Here is a 24,986-nt window from a genome sequence, read left to right on the forward strand (position 1 = left end):
AGACCCAGAACCATTCACCCCGGCGTGTCAGGGATATTGTGCTGGCCGGTTTTGGGAGCGCTTCGCACTCCAGCGGGAGCAAGCTCCCTCGCCACAGGGCGATGTTCACTTCTCATTTTTCGGCGGTAAGCAGCTTTCCAAACGCCCACAAAAAAGGCCGCTTTTTTCACAAAAACGGCCTGTCCGAAGTAGCTAAAGACCGGTGAAGTTCGCTTAAGTTCCACCCAAAAAACAGTAACTTATAGAATTGTGTTCAAGTCGTGTTATTCGTCGGATTTCTATTGTCACAGCCACGACACAGCCTCAGGATCGCGCCGTCATCCCCTTGAGGTTCCTCTATGAAGTTCTCCTCGATTCTCTTGTTGTCCCTTGGCCTGGTCAGTGGCTTCGCGTCTGCTGGCGGCACCACCGAAGCAGGTGTGGGCGGCGCATTGGGCGGGGTACTTGGCTCGGTCGTCGGTCAATCGTTAGGCGGCAGTACAGGTTCAACCATTGGCGCGGCCCTGGGCGGCGCGGGTGGTAGCGCAGTTGGCGCAGACAGACACAGCCGTGGCGAAGCCGCCATTGGCGGTGCGTTGGGCGCAGCTGGCGGTAACGTGGTCGGCCGCAGCATGGGCGGCACCACCGGTAGCCTGATCGGCTCCGCAGCAGGCGGCGGCCTCGGTGGCGCGCTGGGTAATCACATGGGCAACAGTAGCAATGACGACGATGATCGTCGTTCCTATCGTCGTGGTTATGACGATGATGATCGTCGCTACTACCGTGGCCACCCAGGTCGTGGCCATGCCTACGGCCATCGCAAGCATCACCATCGCTATCGCGACTGAGGCTTGAATCGCCTCGTTTGCCGGTAGATCCAAAAATCGCAGCCCTCGGGCTGCGATTTTTTTTGCCCTCAGATCTCCAGTCGCTCCAATGCCCCACGCAATCCGGCAGGAATCGCCACCGGCTGATTCGACAGCCGATCCACGAATACATGCACGAAGCGCCCTGCCGCGCACGCCTCATCTTCTCCAGCCTTGAACACCGCCAGCTCGTACTGCACCGAACTGTTGCCCAACTTGCCAACCCGCAGGCCAATCTCGATCCGATCCGGGAAGGCGATAGACGCAAAGTAATCGCAGGCCGAACTCACCACAAAACCCACCACCTCGCCGTCATGGATATCCAGACCGCCGACTTCGATCAGGTAGGTGTTCACCGCCGTATCGAAAAAACTGTAGTAGGTGACGTTGTTGACATGACCGTAGACATCGTTGTCATGCCAGCGAGTGGTGATGGGCTGGAAGTGGCGATAGTCGGTGCGTTGGGGCATCGGGTTGGACATCAGTGTTGGTTCCTGGGGTTGAACGGCTAGTTTAAGGTGAAACCGCGTCGTCCCCCTTCGCGAACCTGCTCGCGAAAGGGCCTTCACAGACGCTACATAAAATCACATGTCAGCAAACCCTCGCCCCTCTGCCACCAACTCCCCGATCAACCGCGCCGGCGCCCAGTGATCGCCCTGCTTGGTCTCAAGCTGCAACAACCGCAGATGAATATCCGCCAACCCTTGCTGATCCGCCCAGGCCATCGGCCCGCCCTTGTCCGCCGGGAAGCCATAGCCGTTGAGGTAAACCAGGTCGATGTCATGCGCCGATGCCGCGATGCCTTCCTGAAGAATCTTCGCCCCTTCGTTGACCAACGCCAGCAAACAACGCTCCAGAATCTCTTCAGGGCCAATCTCGCGACGCTGAAACCCCAGCCCTTCGCTGATTTCCAGTACCAGCGCATCGACTTCCACATCGTGCTCAGCCTGGCGACTGCCAGGTTCGTAATGGTAGTAGCCGTCGCCACTCTTCTGACCGAAACGCCCCAGCTCGCACAGACGGTTGTCCACCTGAACCTGCGGCGCATCCTGGCCTTTGCCAGCCAGTTCCCGAGCGCGCCATTCCAGATCGATGCCAACCACGTCGTACATGCGGAACGGCCCCATGGCGAAACCAAAACCTTGCAGCGCCGCATCCACCTGATAAGGCAAAGCGCCCTCCAGCAGCATCTTGCGCGCTTCAAGTACGTAGGGGTGCAGCATGCGGTTGCCGATGAAACCGTGGCAGTTGCCCGAGACCACGCTGACCTTGCCCATGCGTTGGCCCAGGGCCAGGGCTGCATCGAGCACCGCCGGCTCCGTCTGGACACCGCGCACGATCTCGAGCAATTTCATGATGTGCGCCGGGCTGAAGAAATGCAGGCCCAGGACCTGCTGCGGACGGCGAGTGGCGGCGGCGATGGCGTCGATGTCCAGCGCCGAGGTATTGCTGGCCAGAATTGCGTCAGGCTTGAGCAGGCTGTCGAGTTCGCCAAAGATCTTCTGCTTCAACTCGAGATTTTCGTAGACCGCCTCAATGACCAGATCGACATCGCGGGTCGCCGCATAATCGGCAGCCGCCGTCACCCGCGCAATTCGTGCATCCGCCTCGGCCTGATCGATCCGCCCCTGACGCACGTTGTGGGCGTAAGTGTCGGCCACGGCGGTCAGCGCCTGCTCGAGCATCTGTGGATTGTTATCGACCCACTGCACCGGCACCCCGGCGTTGGCCAGGCACATGACAATGCCACGGCCCATGGTGCCCGCACCGATCACGGCAGCGCGCTGAATATCGAACAATGCCTGGCTCATGGTTGTTCTCTTATTGGCGATCCAAAGACAATCCTCACCATAGTCAGCCCATGCATGCTTTTAAAGTTTATTCCTGCGATGAGCGACATTCAGCGGATGGATGCACATCTTGTTGACCGTTCCCTTGCTCCGCGTGGGAACGACCTATAAATGGGCCTCTACCCAGCAACGCACGTCGGCATACGGATAATCCTCCAGCGCCGCAAACCCCGAAATCGACCGCGCCTTGAGCTTGGTAAATAGCGGCACGCTGATCCCGCACAAAAACCGCGTCACGCGCTCCGCCGATGGAACACTCCCCGTGTGCTGCTGGTGCCTGTGGATAAAATCACCGCACAGCGCCTCGAAATTTTTATCCACAAGCGCCGGCAACTCCGGTGGCGCTGGCAGCCGCGCTACGTGGCCATGACACACCGAACAATGCCCGCACCGCTGCGGCGCATTTTCGTCGCCGAAGTACTCGGCCAGGCGATAGCCCAGGCAGTGGTCCGTGGCGAACAGATCCAGCATGGCGTGAATCCGCGCAATCTCGGTGCGTTCATGCCGGGTGAAGTAGGCATGCAGTTCGGCGCTCAGCGCCTGGGTGTCGATGCCGGTTTTCAGCAAGCTGTAGACCTCAGTCATCTGCTTGCTTTCAAGTTCGACCCAGCCCTTCTCCTGGAAGTAATCCAGCGCCTTGACCACCCGACTGCGCTCGGCGGAATGCTGCTCGTACAGCGCGTCGAAATTCACCGTGGCCCAAGTCCGTGCGCGGCTGGAGGTCTGGATGATCGCCGCGACAAAATCCTTTCGCTCACCTTCGAATCGGGCAAGCAACGCTTCGGGCTCCTGCAAATACTTGAAGCGGTATTCGGCGTAATAGGCATAGCGCGGAGCGATCAGCCCGCGCAACTCCAGCTGCACCAGCAAGGTCTTGAGCGGTAACTGGCGAATGTTGCTCTGATCGGCCAAAGGTCCCAGCAGAAATTCCCACTGCCCCTCGGGCGCGGCGGCTTGCAATTCGTCGAGCACGCAACGAATGCCATCCAGTTCCGGCGTGTCGCCGTAGACGAAGTTTTCCAGCACGTTGAGGCTGTCGCGGTTGGCCAGCACCAGGCAATCGGACGGCTGCCCGTCACGCCCGGCGCGACCGATTTCCTGGCTGTAGTTTTCGATGGATTTGGGCAGGTCGAAATGCACCACGTTGCGGATATCGCTTTTGTCGATGCCCATGCCGAAGGCGATGGTGGCGACGATACAATTGGACTGCCCGCCCATGAACCGGCGCTGGATCGCCTCCCGTTGCTCGTGGGGCAAACCGGCGTGGTAAGCCTCGGCCTGGATGCCGTTCCTGTTCAAGTGCTCGGCAATGTGCTCGGCGGTTTTCTGCAGGGTGACGTAGACAATGCTCGGCTGGCCGGGGCGCTGGTTCATCCATTCGACAAGGCGTCGGCGCTTGTCCTGGCCTCGTACCGGCTCCACCAACAGATTGAGGTTGGGCCGGTAGAAACCGGTGGTCACCACGTCTTCGGGGGCAATGGCGAACCTGGCCTCCATGTCGGCGATCACCTTGGGTGTCGCAGTGGCGGTCAGCAGCAGGGCCTGAGGGATGTTGAACTGGCGCTGATAGTCCGGCAGCTTGAGGTAGTCAGGGCGGAAGTTGTGGCCCCACTCGGAAATACAGTGGGCCTCGTCCACCACCAGCAGCGAGATCGGCACCTGCTGCAGAAAATGACGGAAGCGCTCGTTCTTCAGGCGCTCCACGGAAATCATCAGAATCTTCAACTCGCCGGACTTGGCGCGGGCCATCACATCACTGGCGTCATCGCGGCTCTGCGCCGAATCGATACTGCCCGCCGCAATGCCGTGGCGCTGCAAGAACGCTAGCTGATCCTGCATCAACGCCAGCAAAGGCGAGACCACCAGCGTCAGGTGCGGCAGCAAGATGGCCGGTAACTGATAGCACAGGGATTTGCCCGAGCCGGTAGGAAAAATCGCCGCCGCCGAGCGCCCGGCCAGCACTGCGCTGACCGCCGCCTCCTGGCCGGGCCGAAACTGTGGATAACCGAAAACCTGTTCCAGGGTGTTATGCATAAGCTGTCACTCCGTTGACTGCTGCCATGCCAAAAGCCTAGCGGGCGATTGCAGCGAGTCGAGAAAAGGCCAGGGGCAAAAACGATACGGGATGATACAGCGTCACCCCATCGATTCCTTCGCCACAGATTGAAACAAACGAGGCACTTTGCCCCCTGACATCAGTCCCCTGTCAGCCGGTAAGGTTCACCCCGAGAAAAACCATTATCCGCGAAGTTTTCATCAAGGCAGGACGCCTGCACGCGGATCCTTATGAAGGAACAATCATGCCTAACACTCTGTTTTTTCCAATCGCCCTTGTCTTTGCATCCCTGCTGCTGAGCGGGTGCATGAAGCTCCCTGACGAACCTCCTCTCCTCGCTGCGCCCACAACGCTGGGCGGCGCCTCACAGACTTAGTCATCGATCGACTGACGTCGGGTGGAGGGCACCAATACCGCCACCCGCAACTGCTCATCCAGCGCCCGCTCATGAAAAACCTGGCTCTTGCTCGCCCAAACCGCATGGGCCGGGCTGATTTCGCCGGTAAACGCCGCCGCCAGCTGACGCAAATCGGCGACGCTACGTACACGAGGACAGAAGAGTTGGTCGTCGCAGTTCTGGCTGGCACTGCGATAGCTGATCAGCAACCGGTCCCACAACCCGTCACGCACCTGCCTGACCGACTTGAGCTTCACAACCTGCACGCCCAGTCGCTGTTTCAGCCCCTGTTCATCCAGCGCTTCGCTGGCCAGCAACGCCTTGCCCACCATCAACACCTCGGCGCGAGATGCGGTGTCGATGTCCGCCTGGGTGGTCAGTGCATCCGGCCAACCGGTGCGGTCCATGTTGGCGAGGAGGAGCGAATGACCGACGTCAGCAGCGCCCGCTATCCGACAAACACCGGCCCACAACAATAAAATCGAGGCCACACGTAGCCACTGCATACCTAATTCCCTTTAAGAGTCGACTCAGACGCTTCGAAACGTCCTACACATTCTGGCGCGCACCCTCCAGAGGCTGGATGCGTTAAGCCTGACAATCCCGTAGGAATATCGACCTCCAGGGGAAAAGCTTAAAAAATAGTCGGAACGTGCGTAGGCAAAGGTCGATAGCGCCGGTAAACCCCCTACAAAACCTGTCCATTTGCGCCATCTTGCGACGCCTCGCCACCGGCCTCTATAGTTTCCGACGCGGCTGAAAACACTGTGTCGGCCTGCCGGCGAGCCTGCCCGACTTCCCACAGGACTGACCTCGATGAACACATCCCACTCGTTAACCGACCGCTATCGCCCACTCAAAACCAACTACAGCGATACCCCCGTGTTGGTCATCGACACCCAAGCCAATCCGCACGAGATTCTCGACGCCGCCCAGCAACGCATCCGCGCCGCCAGTGACCTGCTCGAAACACTCTATTGCCTGTGTTTCAAACAGGCCGACGTGAAAGACATTCCAAACATCGTCAACGCGCTGTACCTGCTGATCCAGGACGGCAACGAACTGCTCGAAATCGCCCGGCAACGCCTGCCGAAAACCACAGCCGTTTGAGCTCCAGACCACGACCATCTGTAGGAGCGAGGCTTGCCCACGAAGAACGAAAACGCGGTGTGTCTGAATACAATCAAAAAGAGGGAAATGCCGGCTGGAAACAAGTCCGTAGGCAACGACCTATCAAAGCTTCATCCCGTTCCTACAACCGAAGACACCTTGTCGCCTATCGCTGCCCGGCGGCTCATACCTATAGTCGTGACTGTCGCTGCCAAATCAGCGGCTCGGGCTTGGTCACTCGATGGAATACATAAACACGTCCGTTGTATGCTGCCGGCACCTCAAGTGTCTGCACGCTATATGGTGGCTGTGTTTGGGACGCCTTAAGGCGTGCCGGTCTTATGTATTCCTCCGGTTGACCAACCCGAACACAGTCCGCCTCCATCGCTTGGTCACGATGGCGGTGCTTTCATCTGATGCATTAGGAATACATAAAATGAATACATGGAATCCGCTCACAAACGATCGTTACCTTCCGCTGCAAACTAACCTCACCGACTCCCCGCCCCTGATCATCGACACAGAGGCCAACCCCCAGGACATCCTCGAAGCCGCCCTCCAGCGCATCCGAGCGTCCAGCGATCTCCTCAAAACCTTGCACTGCGTTTGCTTCAAACACGGCGACGTAGAAGACATCCCCCACATCACCCACGCGCTCTACCTGCTGACCCAGGACGGCTGCGACCTACTGAAAGTCGCCCAGCAACGCATGATGGGCTGGAAAGCTCCGGCTTAAACCCACTCTCAGGCAGGCATTGTTCCAGCAAGGGCTGCCTGCCTGATCAACGATCATCAACGCTGTATTCCCGCCTTCCAATGTGAGGAGCTGAATCTTGCAAACTATTATTGATTGCGTAGCATATGAGCCACTGTTCAACAATGGACTCACCTTCATGACAACCGAAACCATCGACCACAGCACCCTCACACGATTGCTTGAAAACGGTTCGGTAAGCAGCGCTCATATCGTCGCAAGACCAGGTGGCTGGTCGATTCAAATCCGACACGGAAGTAAAGAATGCTCGCTGACGGCACAACGCAGTCGTCAAGTGCGCCTATTCAAACGACTTGAAACGCTGGTGACTTATCTGCGAGACATGGGCATCAACCACTTCGATGTGGACGCGTCGAACTATGATCCGTTCCAAATCAAAACCTATACGCGCCCTGATCGCTCCGAGGCAATGAAACAGGCCCATGAAGCTGCGGCATATGAAGAATGGTTCAAGGAACAGGTACAAAGCAGTATTGATGATTTGAGACCGAGCGTGAGCGACGAAGAGGCCCGCCGAATATTTGCCGCCAAGCGTGATGCCATACGTCAGCGAGCGCGCTGATGAGGGTAGTCTGGCGTCCGACGGCGCTTGATGACCGAAACAAAATCATGGATCACATCAGTCAGGACAACCCAATCGCAGCTGTTGCCCTCGATGAGATGTTTGAATTGAAGGCAGAGCACGCTCGACAGCACCCGACTCTTTACAGAAAAGGCATCGTTCCTGGGACGCGCGAGATAGTCGCAACCTCAAACTACGTCATGGTCTATCTGATCAGAGACGATTTGGTGGAGATGCTCCGGGTGATGCATGCCAGACAGAAATGGCCGTGAAACGGCTCCGGCACTCTCCTCATGGGCAAATTAACCTTCAAACAAAAACAAGCGCACTACGAAAAAGTCCGCCGTTCGAACTACTTGGCTAGCCTGCGCCTCGCCGGATTCGATACGTCTCCGGCAGACCTCGACATGCCGCTTTCTACACGAGAAGACGTGATTGCCAAGTACCGGCAAGGCAAACAGACTCAACCTGCCCTCCCCAAGCCAAACGGATACCCTGCAATGAACCTCGCCCCCCACTTCCCCGACGACCACGCCATGCACCTGCTCATGCAGCTGCTGCACGAAGAACTCGGCCTGCCCGAACGCAAAACCATCAGCCTCACCACCTCGATCAATTTTGACCTGGGTTGCGACGGTGCCGATGCGCGGCATTTGATGGAAGCGCTGGAGGAGCAGTTCGGGATCGACTTCGTGGACTACGATGCGTATCGATATTTTCAGCCGGAAGGGTTTGATGTGTTTCTCAAGCGTCGAGCGAAGGGGCGTGGTGACAAGGTGCCGCTGACCATTGGCATGCTCTACCGAGCGATCAAGGTGCAGCGGTGGGATACGCAGGAGTTGGAGAGCCAGTAGAGCAGGTCCTCTGGCTGAAGCGGTTCGTATAACTGCAATTATTCTGGCGTTATCTCCTCCGAAGTGAAGGAATATTAGCTGTATGGCTAGAAAAACAGCGGCACTTCCCCCGCGTATTGCACGACTGCTTACCGACCTCGGCGAACGCCTAAAACTGGCTCGTTTACGTCGAAGGCTGACAGCTAAACAAGTGGCAGAGCGAGCCGGCATGTCTGTCATGACGTTGCGTTCGCTGGAGTCGGGTGGTGCGGGGGTGACGATGGGGGCTTATCTGTCGGTGATGCACGTGTTGGGTCTGGAGCAAGACTTGAATAAGGTTGGTGCTGCCGATGAAATGGGACGTCATCTGCAGGATTCTCGATTAACCCGAGCATCCAGTCCGCGGACTAAAAAACCCGTACGTGAACATAGCGTGATTGCGACCGAGTCGTTGACACCGAACCGCTCGCGGGAGTCGCGATCCACCAAAGCATTGAAGCTCAACGCGAGCGAATCTCTTCCCTTTCCCCTCAACACTTATTCATTGTCAGCGCTGCTGGTCAGAAAAAAGCTTGAATCCAATACATAACGGATGAAGTGGATTGCGTACATACGCAGCTGATGGTGTTACAGGTCCTAGCACCGAAGATCAAGGGCCGCTTAAAAATTCTGCCACTGAAAACTCCATGATTCTCATTGGCTAGCACCTGGGTGGATTTTCTTCGTTCGTCCGTCCCACCTTCCAATCGCTTCATGTGACAGCTTTTGTTTGCATGAAGCGTCAATACCAAAGTCTTAAAACCAAACGTCGCACACTGCTAGCAAAATAATGGCATTCCAGTTTAATCTCGGGCTAAGCTGATACCTGAAACACCAAGCGACTGAGAAGTCGTGAGCCAAGGATGAAAACAAATGCCATGATGCATAAAGTTAAAACAAAAAAACACATCATCCAAAATCTAGGTTCCTTTATAGCGGATGCCAAAAATCTTCCCGTGCGCAGAAGAAAAATCGGTAATACCTATATTTCCCGCCTTCGCTATTTTCCAGCTATTCCCCATAAAAACCTAAACTCGATCTCAATTCTTTCTTGCAACTCGAGCATATCCGGAGAAAAGCCGGCTTTCACATTAAATAAAAAAACTCAAACTTTATCCTACCTACAATCAAAAAATGCGCACCATACGAAGAAAACTGGCGAATACCCCTTGCCGACACCGAGCAACTATCTGAACAGAAGAACTATCAATGTCTAAACCTTTTAAATCCAACGGTATCATTGAAGAGTTTTTTTCTAAAGACAATCTTCGTTGCTATATAGTAGGTTACGACCTAGATGATAAAGGCGCACAAGAGTATCGATGGAAACCTCTAGTAAAAACAATAATATCTGCAATTCATGAGTTTGCATTCGGCCTGCACGAAGAGGCCGTAACCAACAATACAGAAACCGTTGAAAAAGTAATTGAAGCCGCAAACTCTGTATACAAAATAGATAATTTCGAAAATGTTAAAAAATTATATTTAAGCGGAGGGCATATCGCTGATGACATAGAGGACAAGTATCTTAGACGAGGAGAGTTCGGCGAACTCATATTACATCTCCTATTAAGGGACTATCATCAAACGATTCCTCTCCTATCGAAAATATATTTTAAAGACTCCTATGGATTTACTGTGCACGGTTTTGACTCAGTACATATTAACCCAACAACAAAAACCCTATGGCTAGGAGAGTCAAAACTTTATATAGATCCAGCACTCGGAGTTAAAGCACTGATAAAAGATCTAAAAGAACACATCACTGCAGACTACATAAACTCCGAATTTAATATAATTACCAAAAAAACAAAACACTTCAATTTTCATCCGGACGTTGAATACTGGACCAACAAATTATCCACGAGCGAAAAGCTTAAGACCAGACTAAATGATATTGTCATTCCAATGCTGTGCACTTACAGCTCACAATCATTCACAAATCACGACGACGAAGAGCTCGATGAGTTCAAGCAGGAACTTAGGACCGAAATCAGTAAGCTGAGCCAAGTATTTTCACAGAACAATGACCACCCCCTAAAAGAAAAAATCAACATCGTATTAATGTTCTTCCCCGTCAAATGCAAAAATGAGTTGGTAAAAAGACTTCATACAAAGCTATCGTTACTACAAGCAGTCGGAGATTAATACATGGACGTCACAGAACTGGTAAAACATATAGAGGAACAAGTCCAATTCGATTTCAACGAGACTTTTGGAATTTACAAGGAGTGCTCGAATCTGCTGATGCGCGAGAGTGAATCTAACGAACTCATTATTGCGACGATAGAACATAGAAAAAAATTCGATCCACAACTCGATGAAATTCTTGCAGACTTAATAGAGGCTTATGGTCTATACCCATATCTGAAACGAGAGGAATTAAACCCCACATCCACATCTTCAGAAATCAGGAACGCTTACCACAAGTCCGACTCGGGAACGAATTTCAGCTTTCACGAAGCTCAAAAATACATTCTTGAAAAAATCAAAACCTCAAAAAACAACCTAATAGTTAGTGCACCCACAAGTTTTGGAAAAAGCCTTTTAATCGAAGAGATTGTCGCGGCAAAAAAACATAAAAATATTGTAATAATACAACCAACTTTAGCATTGCTTGATGAGACAAGAAAAAAACTAACCAAGTATAGAGACTCATACAAAATCATCGTTCGCACGACTCAAGAACCCTCCAAAGACCTAGGAAATTTATTTCTCCTGACAGCTGAACGGGTCAATGAGTATCAGTACTTTGAAGATGTTGACTTCTTAATAATCGATGAGTTTTACAAGTTGAGCGCCCAGAGAGATGATGAACGTTCAGATTCTCTAAATAACGCCTTCCACCAAATACTACAAAGATTCAAATGTCGATTTTACCTCCTCGGCCCAAACATTGACGGAATTTCTGAGGGATTCGAGAAAAAATATAATGCTGAATTCATAAAAACAAACTTCAAACTTGTAAGAAACATAGAAATAGATCTATACAAAAATCACATAGGAAAATTCGGAACCAGAGGCCAAAAAAAACTGTATAAAGAAGAAATCCTTTATGAACTTCTAGAAAAACTCTCATCCGACCAAAATATCATATATTGCTCATCACCACGTAAGGCGAGACAACTCTCATATGGCTTCTATAGCTACCTATTAGATAAAAACCCGACTCCTCGTAAGGACCTAAGCATCATCCCATGGATACAGCAAAACATCTCAGACAAATGGTCATTAATTGAATTTCTTCGACATGGGATAGCATTTCACGATGGAGCACTACAAAAACATATAACCTCGTCTATAATTGATTACTTTGAAGACGGCTCTTTAAATTATTTATTTTGCACCGCCACTATTATCGAAGGTGTAAATACTAGCGCAAAAAATGTAATTTATTTCGACAGCACTAAAGGTGATAACACCATCGACTACTTTGACTATTCCAACATCAAAGGTCGGGCTGGACGAATGATGAAACATTATAGCGGATATATTTACAACTTCAGTCCTCCCCCAGAAAAACAAGAGACTGTTGTAGATATCCCTTTTTTCGAGCAAAATCCAATTTCTACAGAAATATTAATTCAACTTGACGACGAAGAAGTTATAGATAAGCAGAGCGATCAATATATAACGCTAAAAAAATTCGATCCGGCGGAATTTAGTATACTTAAAGAAAACCAGATTAACATACAAGGTCAGTATTCAGTCATACAAAAACTGAGAGAGGATCTTCCCAACTGTTACGACCTTATCAATTGGACGACCTATCCAACAAAAGCCCAACTAGAATATGTATTGGGGATGGCTTATGAACTACTTGCTGCTTCTCACGAAAAAAGCCAGCGAATGTCTAAACAAAGGCTGATAACCCTAACATCCATCTATAGCTTCAACGAGTCAATATTCCCAATTATAAATAACATTTATAGCTTCGAACTAAAAAGAGCAAAAAATGGTACATCAAAGCAAGAAATCTGGGATGCAGCCATTAGAGACGGCTTCCAAATTTTAAGACACTGGCTACAGTATAAAGTCCCCAAGTGGTTAATCGTGATGAATAGCCTTCAGTCATATATATGCTCAGAACGAGGCTGGAAAGCTGGAAATTATCTACATTTTGCAAGCCAAATTGAGAATGATTTTCTAAGAGGAAACCTGACTATTCTTGATGAGTATGGAATTCCAAAGTCTGCGATTGAAAAACTTGGCAAATACATACCAGAAAACGCAAGCGAAGAAAACGTATTAAATATTATTAGAAGCTCATCCTGCTACGACAACAAAGAATTTTTAGCTTATGAAAAAGAAAAGATAATCGGGGTTATTTTACCAACTTAACACTCGCACAAAACTTAAGCCACCAAAAAAAGCCGCCCTCAAAGGGCGGCTTTCTCTTACCTCAAACCACTACCGATACTTACAACTTCGGCCCAGCAGCCTTGATCGCGTCGCTCACGTCGAACTTCTTGAAGTTCTCAACAAACAACCCAGCCAGTGCCTTGGCAGCTTCATCATAAGCAGCCTTGTCAGCCCAAGTGTTACGTGGGTTCAACAGGCCAGTTTCAACGCCCGGTACGGCCAGTGGCACGTCGAGGTTGATGGTGTCCAGGTGCTCGGTCTCGGCACCGACCAGAACGCCGCTCTGGATCGCTGCGATCACGCCGCGGGTGGTCGGGATGTTGAAGCGTTTGCCGACGCCGTAGCCACCGCCGGTCCAGCCGGTGTTGACCAGGTAGACCTTGGAGCCGAAGCCGCGGATGCGCTTGATCAGCAGTTCTGCGTATTCGCCGGCCGGGCGCGGGAAGAACGGTGCGCCGAAGCAGGTAGAGAAGGTCGATTTGATGCCGCTGCCGGAACCCATTTCGGTCGAGCCCACCAGAGCGGTGTAGCCGGACAGGAAGTGGTAGGCCGCTTGTTCTTCGCTGAGGATCGACACTGGCGGCAGGACGCCGGTCAGGTCGCAGGTCAGGAAGATCACCGCGTTTGGCTCGCCACCGAGGTTTTTCTCGGAACGCTTCTCGACGTGCTCCAGCGGGTAAGCGGCGCGGCTGTTCTGGGTCAGGCTGCCGTCGGCGTAATCAGCCTTCTTGGCGTCGTCCAGGACAACGTTTTCCAGGACTGCGCCGTGCTTGATGGCTTTCCAGATGACGGGTTCGTTCTTCTCGGACAGGTCGATGCACTTGGCATAGCAACCGCCTTCGATGTTGAACACCACGCCCTCGCCCCAGCCGTGTTCGTCGTCACCGATCAGGTAACGGCTTTCGTCGGCGGACAGGGTGGTCTTGCCGGTACCGGACAGACCGAAGAACAGGGTCACGTCGCCCGCTTCGCCAATGTTGGCAGCGCAGTGCATCGGCAGCACGTCGGCGGCCGGCAGCAGGAAGTTCTGCACCGAGAACATGGCTTTCTTCATTTCACCGGCGTAGCGCATGCCGGCGATCAGCACTTTCTTCTGGGCGAAGTTGAGGATCACGCAGCCATCGGAGTTGGTGCCGTCACGCTCTGGCACGCACTCGAAGTTGGCGACGTTGAGGACCTGCCACTCTTCACGACCAGCCGGGTTGTACTGGGCCGGGTTGATGAAGAGGCAACGACCGAACAGGTTCTGCCAGGCAGTCTGGGTGGTCATCTTCACGGCCAGGTAGTGCTCTTCGGCAGCACCTACGTGCACGTGGGAAACAAAATGCTCTTGCGCGTTGTTGAACGCCTCGACGCGAGCCCACAGGGCATCGAACTTGTCGGCCGGGAACTTGCGGTTGATCGGGCCCCAGGCGATGGCGTCCTGGGTGGTTGGCTCTTCAACGATGAAACGATCGACTGGCGAACGGCCGGTACGGTGACCGGTGCGAACAACCAGCGCGCCGGTATCGGCAAGCTCGCCTTCACCGCGCTTCAGGGCTTCTTTGACCAGATCATCAACACTCAGATCGGTGTACACGGCGTTATTAGCTTGCGTCATGAGGTTCCCCGTCGGCCAGTGGCCGAGTGCTCCAAACGTTTTGTAGTAGAAAGTCGTGCACTACTACCGCGAAAAAAGTGGGCCGGATTATGCCAGAAAAGCCCAAAAAGTGTAGGGCCCTCCCGTCAGAACGGCGTTATTCCGGCGTTAAGCAGTGAATTTACCTGCGCTGAAACGTTTTAGTGACGGGTATCTGACGGCGTATCGACCCCTGCTCCGGCGAACAATTGGGTGATATCGGCCGCATCGAACAGATAACGTTCGTTGCAGAACTGACAGTCGATCTCGATGCTACCGCCATGTTCGATGACCAGTTTCTGAGCATCTTCCAGACCCAGACTGACCAGCGCATTGCCCGAGCGTTCCCGGGAGCAGCTGCAACGGAAGCGCAGTTTCTGCACATCGAACAGGCGCACTTGCTCTTCATGGTAGAGGCGATGAAGCACGGTTTCGTTGTCCAGGCTCAGCAATTCATCGGCGGAGAGGGTGCTGGCCAGGGCGGTGATGTGCTGCCAGCTGGCGGCGCGCTCTTCTTCGTCTTTCAAACGGTCGGCAGGCAGTTGCTGCAGCAACAGGCCACGGGCGCGACGGCCATCGGCGTATAGCTTGAAGCGAGTGCCGACCTGCTGCGACATGACGAAATAGTTGGTGAAGCAATCGGACAGGGTTTCGCCATCGAGATCGACGATGCCCTGATAGCGCTGGCCCTGAGTCGGGTCGACAGTCAGCGCCAACATGCCATTGGGCATCAGGTCGGCGAGGGTCGCATCGGGGGCGATCTGCTCGGCGTGGTAACGGGCCAGGCCACGAATTTCGCGCTCGCTGGAACACTCGATCATCAGCAACGGCACCGGGCCTTCGGAACGGGCCTGCAGGATCAGCAAGCCATCGAACTTCAAGGTGCCAACCAGCAACGCTGCGGCCGCCATCAGTTCGCCCAGCAGTTGCGCGACCGGCTCCGGATAGGTGTGTTTGGCGAGGACTTCGGCATAGCTACGTTCCAATGCCACCAGTTCGCCGCGGGTGTCGCTGTCATCGAAGATGAAGCGTTGGGAGTAGTCGGTATCCGGTAGGTCGGTCATAGGTCTGGGTATCTGAAGTGGTTACAAAAATGAAAGTTGCCCCTTTTGCGGCACCTTGATGCGCAAAGTTCAGCCATGGGAGGCATTTTATGAACAATCCAGGGTTGTTCCAAGCGAGGTCAAACCTCGGTTTTCGACGAACGGTGCTTTCGTCCGCTCAATGCGCCACCGGCGAATACCCCCATATGGCTACGCAGGTGCGCGATTGCAAGTCTGCACCCGACGGCCATCACTGCTGGTCGTTGCTGTTGCCGCGAAACTTGAACAGGTCCCGGCGCTGCTTTTTGCTCGGTTTGCCGTCGGTGCTTACGCCCAACGCTCCGGCCTTGCGCATGGCCGCCGCTGCTTCGCGCTTGGCGATGCTGGCGTCTGTTTCGGCGTACAGGGCCTGAGCCTGCGGCGCGCCACGGCGCACGATCGATAAGGCCTGGACCACCACCGTGCGCTCCTCGAAGCCAGTGCGAATCTGCAACTCGTCGCCAATCCTCGGCTCCTTGCCTGGCTTGCAGCGCTCGCCCCGGCAATGCACCTTGCCGCTTTCGATCGCGGCCTTGGCCAAGGCACGTGTTTTATAGAAACGCGCGGCCCACAACCATTTATCGAGACGGACCTTGTCGTCCTCTTCGCTTTTTTGTGCCATTGGATGACCTCATTCTGAAATATCGATGAACTGTACTACCGTTTCTGTCGTGCCATGAATTCCCACACTCTGGATTAGAATGCAGGCATTCCCCCCAGTTGAGGGACGGAAATCCGGACAGTAGATATCTGTCGCCTTTTACCCATTATTCTGCGTGAATACCGCGAATTCGGCCGCACGCGGCCTGAGCGGTTTTTGCCGGTTGAGCACTTTGAAGACATTTGACCATTTGACCGTTGTCGGTTTGCGCGAGTGGGTGGCGCTCCCTGATTTGGGAGTCGCGGGCCTTCGCGCAAAAATCGACACCGGTGCCAGTACCTCCAGCCTGCATGCCACTGACATCGAGCCGTTCGAGCGCGACGGCGAACAATGGGTGCGTTTCACCGCGCACCTGGGCACGGTGGTGCAATTGCGGCACCGGCGTTGCGAAGCACCGCTGGTGACGATGAAGACCATTAAAAGCTCCAACGGTCATGCGCAAGCTCGCTACGTGATCAGCACTACCCTGGCCCTCGGTGATCGGGTCTGGCGGGTCGAGTTCACCCTCGCCTGCCGCAAGTCCATGCGTTATCGCCTGTTACTCGGTTCCAAAGCCCTGATACACGGCCAGTTAGTGGTCAATCCGGGCATCAAGTATGTACAAGACAAGCCGGTGTTCCCGGTATCTACCTCCTCCACAGGTGTTGCATGAAGATCGCTGTGCTGTCGCGGAACCCGCGTCTGTATTCCACCCGTCGTCTGGTCGAAGCCGGTATAGAGCGTGGCCATGAAATGGTGGTGATCGACACCCTGCGCGCCTACATGAACATTGCCAGTCACAAGCCGCAAATCCACTACCGCGGCAAACCGCTGGAGGGTTTCGATGCGGTGATCCCGCGGATCGGCGCATCGGTAACGTTTTATGGCTGCGCGGTGCTGCGCCAGTTCGAAATGATGGGGGTGTTTCCGCTCAACGAATCGGTGGCCATCGCCCGTTCGCGAGACAAGCTGCGTTCGCTGCAGTTGCTGTCGCGCCGGGGGATCGGTTTGCCGGTCACCGGTTTTGCCCACTCCCCGGATGACATTCCCGACTTGATCGAGATGGTCAACGGCGCACCGCTGGTGATCAAAGTGCTGGAAGGCACTCAGGGCATCGGTGTGGTGCTGTGTGAAACGGCGACAGCGGCGGAATCGGTGATCGAGGCGTTCATGGGCCTGAAGCAGAACATCATGGTCCAGGAATACATCAAGGAGGCCGGCGGCGCGGACATTCGTTGTTTCGTGGTCGGCGACAAGGTGATCGCGGCGATGAAACGCCAGGCCAAGCCGGGGGAGTTTCGCTCCAACCTGCATCGCGGTGGCAGTGCGAGCCTGATCAAGATCACGCCGGAAGAACGCATGACGGCATTGCGTGCGGCAAAGGTCATGGGCCTGGCGGTGGCGGGGGTGGATATCCTGCGCTCCAATCACGGCCCGCTGGTGATGGAAGTGAACTCGTCGCCGGGGCTGGAAGGGATTGAAACCACCACCGGGAAGAACGTGGCGGGAATCATCATCGAGCATCTGGAGAAGAACGGCGGGCCGAATATGACTCGGACCAAAGGCAAGGGCTGAGGTTTACCCGGTCCCCTTGTGGCGAGGGAGCTTGCTCCCGCTCGGCTGCGCAGCAGTCGTAAAACCAGAAAACCGTGTTTTAGCTACAAGAACGCGGTTGTCGGGGTCGGGGGATCGGGAGTCCTTCGGCCTCCAGCGGGAGCAAGCTCCCTCGCCACAGAGGTTGTGTACAACGCTAGACAGCATCCCTCGGCAACATCAACCCCAACGGCAAGCGCACTCGCGCTTCCAGCCCACCACCAGGCCGGTTGCGCAACTCGACATTCCCGCCATGCATCGAAGCGATCCGCTTCACGATCGCCAACCCTAGCCCGGTCCCCTTCCCGCCCCGGGCCCGATCACCACGGGTGAACGGGTTGAAGATCGCCTCCAGTTCCGACGGATCGATCCCCGCGCCACGGTCCATCACACTCAACACCACATACGGCGCGCTGGTATCCCCGGACACATACGCCGCCACTTCCACTCCGCTACCGGCGTGATGCAAGGCATTACCGATCAGGTTGTTCAGCAGCCGTTTCATCGACACCCGACGCAGCGGGAACGGCTGGATAGGCTCCAGGCGCAAGTGCACTTTCTCTTCGTTCTGGTTGTACGGCGCGGCGACTTCGCGAACCAGATCGCTCAGGTCCACTTCCTCCACAGACTCGTCACGCCCGTCACGAATGAACGCCAGGAACTGGTCGAGAATCGCGTCCATGTCTTCGATGTCGCGGACCATATCGTCGGTCAGGTCATTGCGGTCGCCCATCAGTTCCAGCGACAGCCGTAAACGGGTGAGCGGCGTGCGCAGGTCGTGGGACACCCCGGCCAGCATCAGCTCCCGTTCACGCCCGGCCTGCTCGACGTCTTCGGCCATTTGGTTGAAGGCGCGATAAACCTCGGTCATCTCGCTTGGTGTATCACTAATCGGCAAACGCACGCTGCGGCCCTGACCGAGTTGCCTCGCGGCATAGACCAGACGTTTGAGCGGTTGATTGAGCTGGCTGACGAAGATCCATGCCGAGGCAGTGGACAGCAGACCGATGGCGAGGAACCAGCCGAGCACATTCCAGATTTTCTGGCCGCGCAACGGATGCGGGTACAGCGGCACTTTCAGCCAGCCATCGCCCAGGCTTGGCGCCCGGACCCACAGCGCCGGCGGCGAGTGCATGCGTAATCTTACTTCGGTGTCGGCCCCCAGTTCTGCCTGCATCTGGCGCTGGTAGATCTCGCTGTATGGCCAGTGCTGTTCGCCTTCCGGTACACCGGCGCCCACCACCCGGATCAGGGTCGCGGCATCGGCGATCTTCGCGCGACTTTCTTCGTCGGCGGCCCAATAGGCACGCAGCGTCAGGGCGACACCGTGGCTGTATTGGCGATCCACCAGCACGTCTTCGTTCATCAACAGATAAACCAGGGTCAGCGCCTTGGAAAACAGGACGACGATCAACACCAGCCACAAGGTGCGGGAGAAGAAGCTCTGGGGGAACCAAACAGGGGTTTTCATGGGATACCGCTACACACTTGCAGGAGCGAGCGATGCTCGCACATTGCGGATCGCGAGTCTGCGGCCAAGGTTCATCTGACCCGCTGTCCGCAAGACCCGCTCCTACAAATCACCAATCACTTCGTGGCGGCGCCATCCGGAACGAACACGTAACCCACGCCCCAGACGGTCTGGATGTAGCGTGGTTTGGATGGATCGGGCTCGATCATCCGGCGCAGACGGGAGATCTGCACGTCGATGGAACGCTCCAGGGCATCCCACTCGCGGCCACGGGCCAGGTTCATCAGCTTGTCGCGGGTCAGTGGCTGACGTGCGTTCATGACCAGGGCCTTGAGTACCGCGAACTCACCGGTGGTGAGCATGTGCACTTCGTCGCCGCGCTTGAGTTCGCGGGTGGCCAGGGACAGTTCGTAGTCACCGAAAGTCACGCTTTCGTCTTCGCTGCCCGGCGCGCCCGGCACCGGCGCTGCCTGACGACGCAAAACCGCTTTGACCCGAGCCATCAGCTCGTCCGGGTTGAACGGCTTGGCCAGGTAATCGTCGGCGCCCAGTTCCAGGCCCTTGATGCGACTCAGCTCGTCGCCCTTGGCGGTGAGCATGATGATCGGAATCTGATTGTTCGCCGTGCGCAGGCGGCGGCAGGCGGTCAGGCCGTCTTCGCCGGGCAGCATCAGGTCGAGGACGACCAGGTTGAACACTTCTCGCGCCAGCAGGCGGTCCATTTGTTCAGTGTTCGGGACGGCGCGGGCACGGTAGCCCTTGCTGACGAAAAAGCGCTCCAGCAGGCTGCTCAGCCCCGGATCGTCGTCAACGATAAGAATTTTTTCGCCTTCAGCAGTTTGTGCAGTGCTGCTCATTGGATGCTCCTTTGATCTCGGCGCGCATTATGGCGTAGCTGCCGTTATACGCACCGTGTGCATTGTTAGCAGATTTTTCCTGCACTGCCAGAAAACCGGCCATTGTGCCTACAGCCTGCGATGCCCCCGAATGACAGAACGCTGGTTATAATGCGCGGCCTTTTGTGTCAGGCAACGTCTGATCGTTATTGCCGGTAGCCGCATTTTTTTCATGGCTCTGGCAGTAATTGTTCGATTTCACGGGTCAACGGGAAACCTTTTTGATCCAGGTAGCGGCGCACGCCAGGCCGCTCAACCAGACTCGCCGAGCCCTTATCTCTGCGCCTGCGAGCCTGCTTTCACAATTTGTCAGGTGGTTTTATGGACAGCATCAACAGCCGCATCGCCGAGGAACTCGGTGTACGCCCACAACAGGTCGAAGCGGCCGTCGCGCTACTCGATGAAGGCTCCACGGTACCCTTCATCGCCCGCTACCGGAAAGAAGTGACCGGCAGCCTCGATGACACGCAACTGCGTCATCTGGAAGAGCGTCTGCGCTACCTGCGAGAACTCGACGAACGGCGTATCAGCATCCTCGCCAGCATCGAAGAGCAAGGCAAGCTGACCCCGCAACTTGAGCGCGACATCAAGCTGGCCGACACCAAGACCCGCCTCGAAGACTTGTACCTGCCGTACAAGCAGAAGCGCCGCACCAAGGGCCAGATCGCCCTGGAAGCCGGCCTCGGCGAGTTGGCTGACGGTTTGTTCAACGACCCGACCCTGAGCCCGGAAACAGAAGCCGCGCGCTTCATCGACGCCGAAAAAGGCGTGGCCGATGTGAAGGCCGCCCTCGAAGGCGCCAAATACATCCTGATGGAACGCTTCGCCGAAGACGCCGGCCTGCTGGACAAGCTGCGCAGCTACCTCAAGCAGGAAGCGACCCTCAGTGCCCGCGTAATCGCCGGCAAGGAAGAGGAAGGCGCCAAGTTCCGCGACTACTTCGAACACGACGAACCGCTGAAAAGCATGCCATCGCACCGCGCGCTGGCGATTTTCCGTGGCCGCAACGAAGGCATTCTCAGTTCCGCGCTGAAGGTCGGCGACGAACTGCCGGGCACCATGCACCCGTGCGAAGGCATGATCGGCCAGCAATTCGGCATCCAGAACCAGAACCGTGCCGCCGACAAATGGCTGGGCGAAGTGGTGCGCTGGACCTGGAAGGTCAAGCTCTACACCCATCTGGAAACCGACCTGCTGGGCGAGCTGCGCGACGGCGCCGAGACCGAAGCGATCAATGTGTTCGCCCACAACCTGCACGACCTGCTGCTGGCCGCGCCGGCCGGCCCGCGTGCGACCCTGGGCCTCGACCCGGGCCTGCGCACCGGCTGCAAGGTGGCCGTGGTCGACTCCACCGGCAAACTGCTGGACCACGCCACGGTTTACCCGCACGTGCCGCATAACAAGTGGGACCAGACCCTCGCCGTGCTCGCCGCCCTGTGCGCCAAGCATTCGGTGGACCTGATCGCCATCGGCAACGGCACGGCCAGCCGTGAAACCGACAAACTCGCTGCTGAACTGATCAAAAAATACCCAGCCATGAAGATGACCAAAGTCATGGTCTCCGAGGCCGGTGCATCGGTTTACTCGGCGTCGGAACTGGCCTCCAAGGAATTCCCGGACCTCGACGTGTCGATCCGTGGCGCGGTGTCGATTGCCCGTCGTCTGCAGGATCCACTGGCTGAGCTGGTGAAGATCGATCCGAAATCCATCGGCGTCGGCCAGTACCAGCACGACGTGTCGCAGCTGAAACTGGCGCGCGGCCTGGACGCGGTGGTCGAGGACTGCGTGAACGCCGTGGGCGTCGACGTCAACACCGCCTCCGTGGCGCTGCTGGCGCGCATCTCCGGCCTCAACGCGACCCTGGCGCAAAACATCGTCAGCCACCGCGACGAACACGGCGCGTTCAAAACCCGCGCCGCGTTGAAAAAAGTCGCGCGCCTGGGTGAAAAAACCTTCGAACAGGCCGCCGGCTTCCTGCGCGTGATGAACGGCGACAACCCGCTGGATTCGTCTGCGGTTCACCCGGAAGCCTATCCGCTGGTGCAGCGCATTGCCGCTGAAACCGACCGTGACATTCGCTCGCTGATCGGCGACGCCGCGTTCCTCAAGCGTCTGGATCCGAAGAAGTACACCGACGAAACGTTCGGCCTGCCGACAGTCACCGACATCCTGCAAGAGCTGGAAAAACCAGGTCGCGACCCGCGGCCCGAGTTCAAGACTGCAGAGTTCCAGGACGGCGTCGAAGACCTCAAGGACCTGCAACCGGGGATGATCCTCGAAGGCGTGGTGACCAACGTGACCAACTTCGGTGCGTTCGTCGACATCGGCGTGCATCAGGACGGTTTGGTGCATATCTCCGCGCTTTCGGAGAAATTCATCAAGGATCCGCGCGAAGCGGTGAAAGCCGGTGATGTGGTGAAAGTGAAGGTCATGGAAGTCGACATCCCGCGTAAACGCGTTGGGCTGTCGATGCGCATGAGCGACACCCCGGGCGAGAAAATCGACGGTGCCCGTGGTGCGCGTCCGGGTTCGGCCCCGCGCCAATCGCAGAACACCGCACCGCGCAAGGAAACCACGGCAGCGGCCCCGACCAACAACGCCATGGCGTCGCTGTTCGCCAACGCCAAGCAGTTGAAGAAACGCTGATGGATATCCCTGCCGGGCTGACCGAAAGCGCGTTTTTCAAGCTGCTGGGGTGTCGCTTGCACAGCCTGGAGACCGGGGTGGCGCAAGTCGCCCTGGGGCTTGAGCCAGAACTGCGCAATCGTGGCGGCAAACTGCATGGCGGGGCCTTATTCAGTCTGGTGGACATTGCCATGGGGCTGGCCTGTTCCAGCACCCACGGCTTTGACCAGCAGAGCGCGACCATCGAATGCAAGATCAACTACATCCGCGCCGTCGCCGACGGTGAAGTGATGTGCACGGCGCGGGTGATCCACCCGGGCCGTCGCACGCTGGTGGTCGAAGCCGATGTGATGCAAGGCGACAAACTGGTCGCAAAAGCACAAGGCACGTTCGCTGTCCTGTAGATACTCTTCATCAATTTGAGTTAATTTCGACGCTGTGACTGCAGCGTCGGAGTTTCCACAGGGGATTGCGGCGATCAACTCCTGGCTGGCTGACAGCAGGCCAGTGCGGCCCAAAAACCAGGCGAAAACGCCAGTTTTAACTTCACCCTTGTAGACCGTCTTGCCCACCCCCATATTGGGGCGACTGACGCGTGAAGGAATCCAACTTGAGCGAACTTCTCAACCGCCGCCTGGCTCTGCTTGGCGAGCGCGCTAACCTCTCTCTGCTCGAACAGTGCCTTCACGGCATCGAACGTGAATGCCTGCGAGTAACGGGCGAAGGGCGCCTGGCGCAAACGCCGCACCCCGAAGCATTGGGTTCCGCGCTGACCAACGAACAGATCACCACCGACTATTCCGAGTCGCTGCTGGAGTTCATCACGCCTGCCCTGCCAGACCCGGCACAGATGCTGGCGAGCCTGGACAGGATTCACCGTTTTGCCTACAGCAAGCTCGGCAACGAGTACCTGTGGAGTCCTTCGATGCCGTGCCCGTTGCCGGCCGAGGAAGACATCCCGATTGCTTATTACGGCACCTCCAACATTGGTCAGCTCAAGTACGTCTATCGCAAGGGCCTGGCCCTGCGTTACGGCAAGACCATGCAGTGCATCGCCGGGATTCACTACAACTTTTCCCTGCCGGAAAAGCTCTGGCCGCTGCTTAAAGAGGCCGAAGGCTTTGACGGCACCGATCGCGATTATCAATCGTCGGCCTACATCGCGCTGATCCGCAATTTCCGCCGCTACAGCTGGCTGCTGATGTACCTGTTCGGTGCGTCCCCCGCGCTGGACGCCAGTTTCCTGCGTGGACGCTCGCATCAGCTGGAACAACTGGATCCGGACACCTTGTACCTGCCGTACGCCACCAGCCTGCGCATGAGCGACCTGGGTTACCAGAGCAACGCCCAGGCCGGTTTGACACCGTGCTACAACGATCTGACCAGCTACACCGACAGCCTGCGCAAAGCGGTGGCCACGCCGTATCCGCCGTACGTCGAGATCGGTACGCACCAGGACGGCGAATGGGTTCAGCTCAACACCAACATCCTGCAGATCGAAAACGAGTACTACTCCAACATCCGTCCGAAACGCGTGACCTACACCGGTGAGCGGCCAATTCAGGCGCTGGTGGCCCGTGGCATTCAGTACGTCGAAGTGCGTTGCCTGGACATCAACCCGTTCCTGCCGATGGGCATCGACCTCACCGAGTCGCGGTTCCTCGACGCGTTCCTGCTGTACTGCGCGCTGAACGACAGCCCTCTGCTGACCAGTACCTCGTGCGGCAACGCGACCTCGAACTTCCTCAGCGTGGTCAAGGAAGGTCGTCGTCCGGGCCTGCAACTGCAACGCGACGGGCAAGCGGTGGACCTGAAGGAATGGGCTGGCGAGTTGCTGGAAAAGATCGCGCCACTGGCGGCGTTGCTGGATCAAACCCACGGCGGCGATGCCCACAGCAAAGCGCTGGACGTTCAATTGGCCAAGGTCAAGGACTCGTCCCTGACGCCATCGGCCCAGGTGCTGGCGGCGATGGCCGAGCACAAGGAAAGCTTTGCACAGTTCTCCCTGCGTCAGAGCCAGGCGCACGCGGATTTTTTCCGCAGCGAGCCGCTTTCAAACGAAGAACAGGCGAGATTTGAAGAACTGGCGCGCTCGTCGCTGGCTCAACAAGTGACGCTTGAACAGAACGAAGTCGGCGATTTCGATGTGTTTGTCGGGTCGTATCAGGCGAGCATTCTGGCGATCAGCAACTAAACGCAAACCTCTGTGGCGAGGGAGCTTGCTCCCGCTCG

24 protein-coding genes and 1 pseudogene are annotated in these 24,986 nt (G+C 56.1%); 16 read left to right on the plus strand and 9 right to left on the minus strand.

What is annotated here, in order from left to right:
- Window positions 1–338 precede the first annotated feature (338 nt).
- Window positions 339–827, plus strand: coding sequence for a glycine zipper domain-containing protein (locus ACZ9BB_RS22595; RefSeq protein WP_476216350.1), 489 nt, complete (start codon window positions 339–341; stop codon window positions 825–827).
- Window positions 828–895: 68 nt separating this feature from the next.
- Here ACZ9BB_RS22595 and ACZ9BB_RS22600 read toward each other — a convergent pair whose 3' ends face one another.
- The 4 genes from ACZ9BB_RS22600 to ACZ9BB_RS22615 all read right to left on the minus strand — a co-directional run bounded on the left by ACZ9BB_RS22600 (window position 896) and on the right by ACZ9BB_RS22615 (window position 5,654).
- Window positions 896–1,327: an acyl-CoA thioesterase gene (locus ACZ9BB_RS22600; protein WP_476216352.1), complete on the minus strand. Its 432-nt coding sequence runs from the start codon at window positions 1,325–1,327 to the stop codon at window positions 896–898.
- Between the two features lie 102 nt (window positions 1,328–1,429).
- Window positions 1,430–2,656: a 3-hydroxyacyl-CoA dehydrogenase gene (locus ACZ9BB_RS22605; RefSeq protein ID WP_476216354.1), complete on the minus strand. Its 1,227-nt coding sequence runs from the start codon at window positions 2,654–2,656 to the stop codon at window positions 1,430–1,432.
- Between the two features lie 144 nt (window positions 2,657–2,800).
- Window positions 2,801–4,729 carry a RecQ family ATP-dependent DNA helicase gene (locus ACZ9BB_RS22610; RefSeq protein ID WP_476216355.1) on the minus strand — a complete coding sequence of 643 codons (1,929 nt, stop codon included), beginning with the start codon at window positions 4,727–4,729 and terminating at the stop codon, window positions 2,801–2,803.
- 394 nt (window positions 4,730–5,123) lie between these two features.
- Window positions 5,124–5,654 carry a polysaccharide deacetylase gene (locus ACZ9BB_RS22615; protein ID WP_476216357.1) on the minus strand — a complete coding sequence of 177 codons (531 nt, stop codon included), beginning with the start codon at window positions 5,652–5,654 and terminating at the stop codon, window positions 5,124–5,126.
- Between the two features lie 310 nt (window positions 5,655–5,964).
- On the opposite strand from ACZ9BB_RS22615, the gene ACZ9BB_RS22620 reads away from it, so the two are divergent.
- The 10 genes and pseudogenes from ACZ9BB_RS22620 to ACZ9BB_RS22665 all read left to right on the plus strand — a co-directional run bounded on the left by ACZ9BB_RS22620 (window position 5,965) and on the right by ACZ9BB_RS22665 (window position 12,808).
- A complete protein-coding gene (locus ACZ9BB_RS22620; RefSeq protein ID WP_476216359.1) occupies window positions 5,965–6,258 on the plus strand; it encodes a hypothetical protein in 294 nt (97 codons plus the stop codon).
- A 436-nt stretch (window positions 6,259–6,694) separates the two neighbouring features.
- Window positions 6,695–6,994, plus strand: coding sequence for a hypothetical protein (locus tag ACZ9BB_RS22625; protein ID WP_476216360.1), 300 nt, complete (start codon window positions 6,695–6,697; stop codon window positions 6,992–6,994).
- A gap of 97 nt (window positions 6,995–7,091) precedes the next feature.
- Window positions 7,092–7,595 (plus strand): hypothetical protein, encoded by a 504-nt coding sequence (locus ACZ9BB_RS22630; RefSeq protein WP_371916225.1) that lies wholly within the window; start codon window positions 7,092–7,094, stop codon window positions 7,593–7,595.
- A complete protein-coding gene (locus tag ACZ9BB_RS22635; protein WP_476216364.1) occupies window positions 7,595–7,867 on the plus strand; it encodes a type II toxin-antitoxin system RelE/ParE family toxin in 273 nt (90 codons plus the stop codon). The genes ACZ9BB_RS22630 and ACZ9BB_RS22635 overlap by 1 nt, the downstream gene beginning before the upstream one ends.
- Window positions 7,868–7,888: 21 nt before the next feature.
- A pseudogene (locus ACZ9BB_RS22640) lies at window positions 7,889–8,035 on the plus strand (YhfG family protein); the annotation flags it as partial.
- 60 nt (window positions 8,036–8,095) lie between these two features.
- Window positions 8,096–8,449, plus strand: coding sequence for a DUF1493 family protein (locus ACZ9BB_RS22645; RefSeq protein ID WP_476218390.1), 354 nt, complete (start codon window positions 8,096–8,098; stop codon window positions 8,447–8,449).
- Window positions 8,450–8,531: 82 nt separating this feature from the next.
- Window positions 8,532–9,017 (plus strand): helix-turn-helix domain-containing protein, encoded by a 486-nt coding sequence (locus ACZ9BB_RS22650; protein ID WP_476216366.1) that lies wholly within the window; start codon window positions 8,532–8,534, stop codon window positions 9,015–9,017.
- A 313-nt stretch (window positions 9,018–9,330) separates the two neighbouring features.
- Complete coding sequence (locus tag ACZ9BB_RS22655; RefSeq protein ID WP_476216368.1) at window positions 9,331–9,684, plus strand: hypothetical protein; 354 nt, start codon at window positions 9,331–9,333, stop codon at window positions 9,682–9,684.
- A complete protein-coding gene (locus ACZ9BB_RS22660) occupies window positions 9,677–10,615 on the plus strand; it encodes a HamA C-terminal domain-containing protein (protein ID WP_476216370.1) in 939 nt (312 codons plus the stop codon). The genes ACZ9BB_RS22655 and ACZ9BB_RS22660 overlap by 8 nt, the downstream gene beginning before the upstream one ends.
- Window positions 10,616–10,618: 3 nt before the next feature.
- Window positions 10,619–12,808 (plus strand): DEAD/DEAH box helicase, encoded by a 2,190-nt coding sequence (locus ACZ9BB_RS22665; RefSeq protein ID WP_476216372.1) that lies wholly within the window; start codon window positions 10,619–10,621, stop codon window positions 12,806–12,808.
- Between the two features lie 79 nt (window positions 12,809–12,887).
- Here ACZ9BB_RS22665 and ACZ9BB_RS22670 read toward each other — a convergent pair whose 3' ends face one another.
- From ACZ9BB_RS22670 to ACZ9BB_RS22680, 3 genes are all read right to left on the minus strand, one after another.
- Window positions 12,888–14,429 (minus strand): phosphoenolpyruvate carboxykinase, encoded by a 1,542-nt coding sequence (locus ACZ9BB_RS22670; protein ID WP_476216374.1) that lies wholly within the window; start codon window positions 14,427–14,429, stop codon window positions 12,888–12,890.
- Between the two features lie 179 nt (window positions 14,430–14,608).
- Window positions 14,609–15,511, minus strand: coding sequence for an Hsp33 family molecular chaperone HslO (gene hslO / locus ACZ9BB_RS22675; RefSeq protein ID WP_476216376.1), 903 nt, complete (start codon window positions 15,509–15,511; stop codon window positions 14,609–14,611).
- Window positions 15,512–15,740: 229 nt separating this feature from the next.
- Window positions 15,741–16,151, minus strand: a complete 411-nt coding sequence (locus ACZ9BB_RS22680) for an RNA-binding S4 domain-containing protein (protein ID WP_476216378.1) — start codon at window positions 16,149–16,151, stop codon at window positions 15,741–15,743.
- A gap of 211 nt (window positions 16,152–16,362) precedes the next feature.
- Here ACZ9BB_RS22680 and rimB point away from each other — a divergent pair, with 211 nt between their 5' ends.
- Entirely contained in the window at window positions 16,363–16,842 is a 480-nt protein-coding gene (gene rimB / locus ACZ9BB_RS22685; RefSeq protein ID WP_476216380.1) for a retropepsin-like aspartic endopeptidase RimB, read from the plus strand.
- On the plus strand, window positions 16,839–17,744 hold the full coding sequence (rimK, locus tag ACZ9BB_RS22690) for a 30S ribosomal protein S6--L-glutamate ligase (RefSeq protein ID WP_007903081.1): 906 nt from the start codon (window positions 16,839–16,841) through the stop codon (window positions 17,742–17,744). Before rimB ends, rimK begins: the two co-directional genes overlap by 4 nt.
- 175 nt (window positions 17,745–17,919) lie before the next feature.
- On the opposite strand, the gene ACZ9BB_RS22695 is transcribed toward rimK, so the two are convergent.
- Together ACZ9BB_RS22695 and ompR are read right to left on the minus strand one after the other, a co-directional pair.
- On the minus strand, window positions 17,920–19,233 hold the full coding sequence (locus ACZ9BB_RS22695; RefSeq protein WP_476216384.1) for an ATP-binding protein: 1,314 nt from the start codon (window positions 19,231–19,233) through the stop codon (window positions 17,920–17,922).
- A gap of 116 nt (window positions 19,234–19,349) precedes the next feature.
- Window positions 19,350–20,090, minus strand: a complete 741-nt coding sequence (gene ompR, locus ACZ9BB_RS22700; RefSeq protein WP_476216386.1) for an osmolarity response regulator transcription factor OmpR — start codon at window positions 20,088–20,090, stop codon at window positions 19,350–19,352.
- A gap of 360 nt (window positions 20,091–20,450) precedes the next feature.
- On the opposite strand from ompR, the gene ACZ9BB_RS22705 reads away from it, so the two are divergent.
- The 3 genes from ACZ9BB_RS22705 to gshA all read left to right on the plus strand — a co-directional run bounded on the left by ACZ9BB_RS22705 (window position 20,451) and on the right by gshA (window position 24,948).
- Window positions 20,451–22,775, plus strand: coding sequence for a Tex family protein (locus tag ACZ9BB_RS22705; RefSeq protein ID WP_476216388.1), 2,325 nt, complete (start codon window positions 20,451–20,453; stop codon window positions 22,773–22,775).
- Window positions 22,775–23,158: a PaaI family thioesterase gene (locus ACZ9BB_RS22710; protein WP_476216390.1), complete on the plus strand. Its 384-nt coding sequence runs from the start codon at window positions 22,775–22,777 to the stop codon at window positions 23,156–23,158. The genes ACZ9BB_RS22705 and ACZ9BB_RS22710 overlap by 1 nt, the downstream gene beginning before the upstream one ends.
- 206 nt (window positions 23,159–23,364) lie before the next feature.
- Complete coding sequence (gshA, locus tag ACZ9BB_RS22715; RefSeq protein ID WP_476216392.1) at window positions 23,365–24,948, plus strand: glutamate--cysteine ligase; 1,584 nt, start codon at window positions 23,365–23,367, stop codon at window positions 24,946–24,948.
- The last annotated feature ends 38 nt before the right edge of the window (window positions 24,949–24,986 follow it).

The sequence above is a fragment of the Pseudomonas sp. TE3552 genome, from assembly GCF_056278945.1.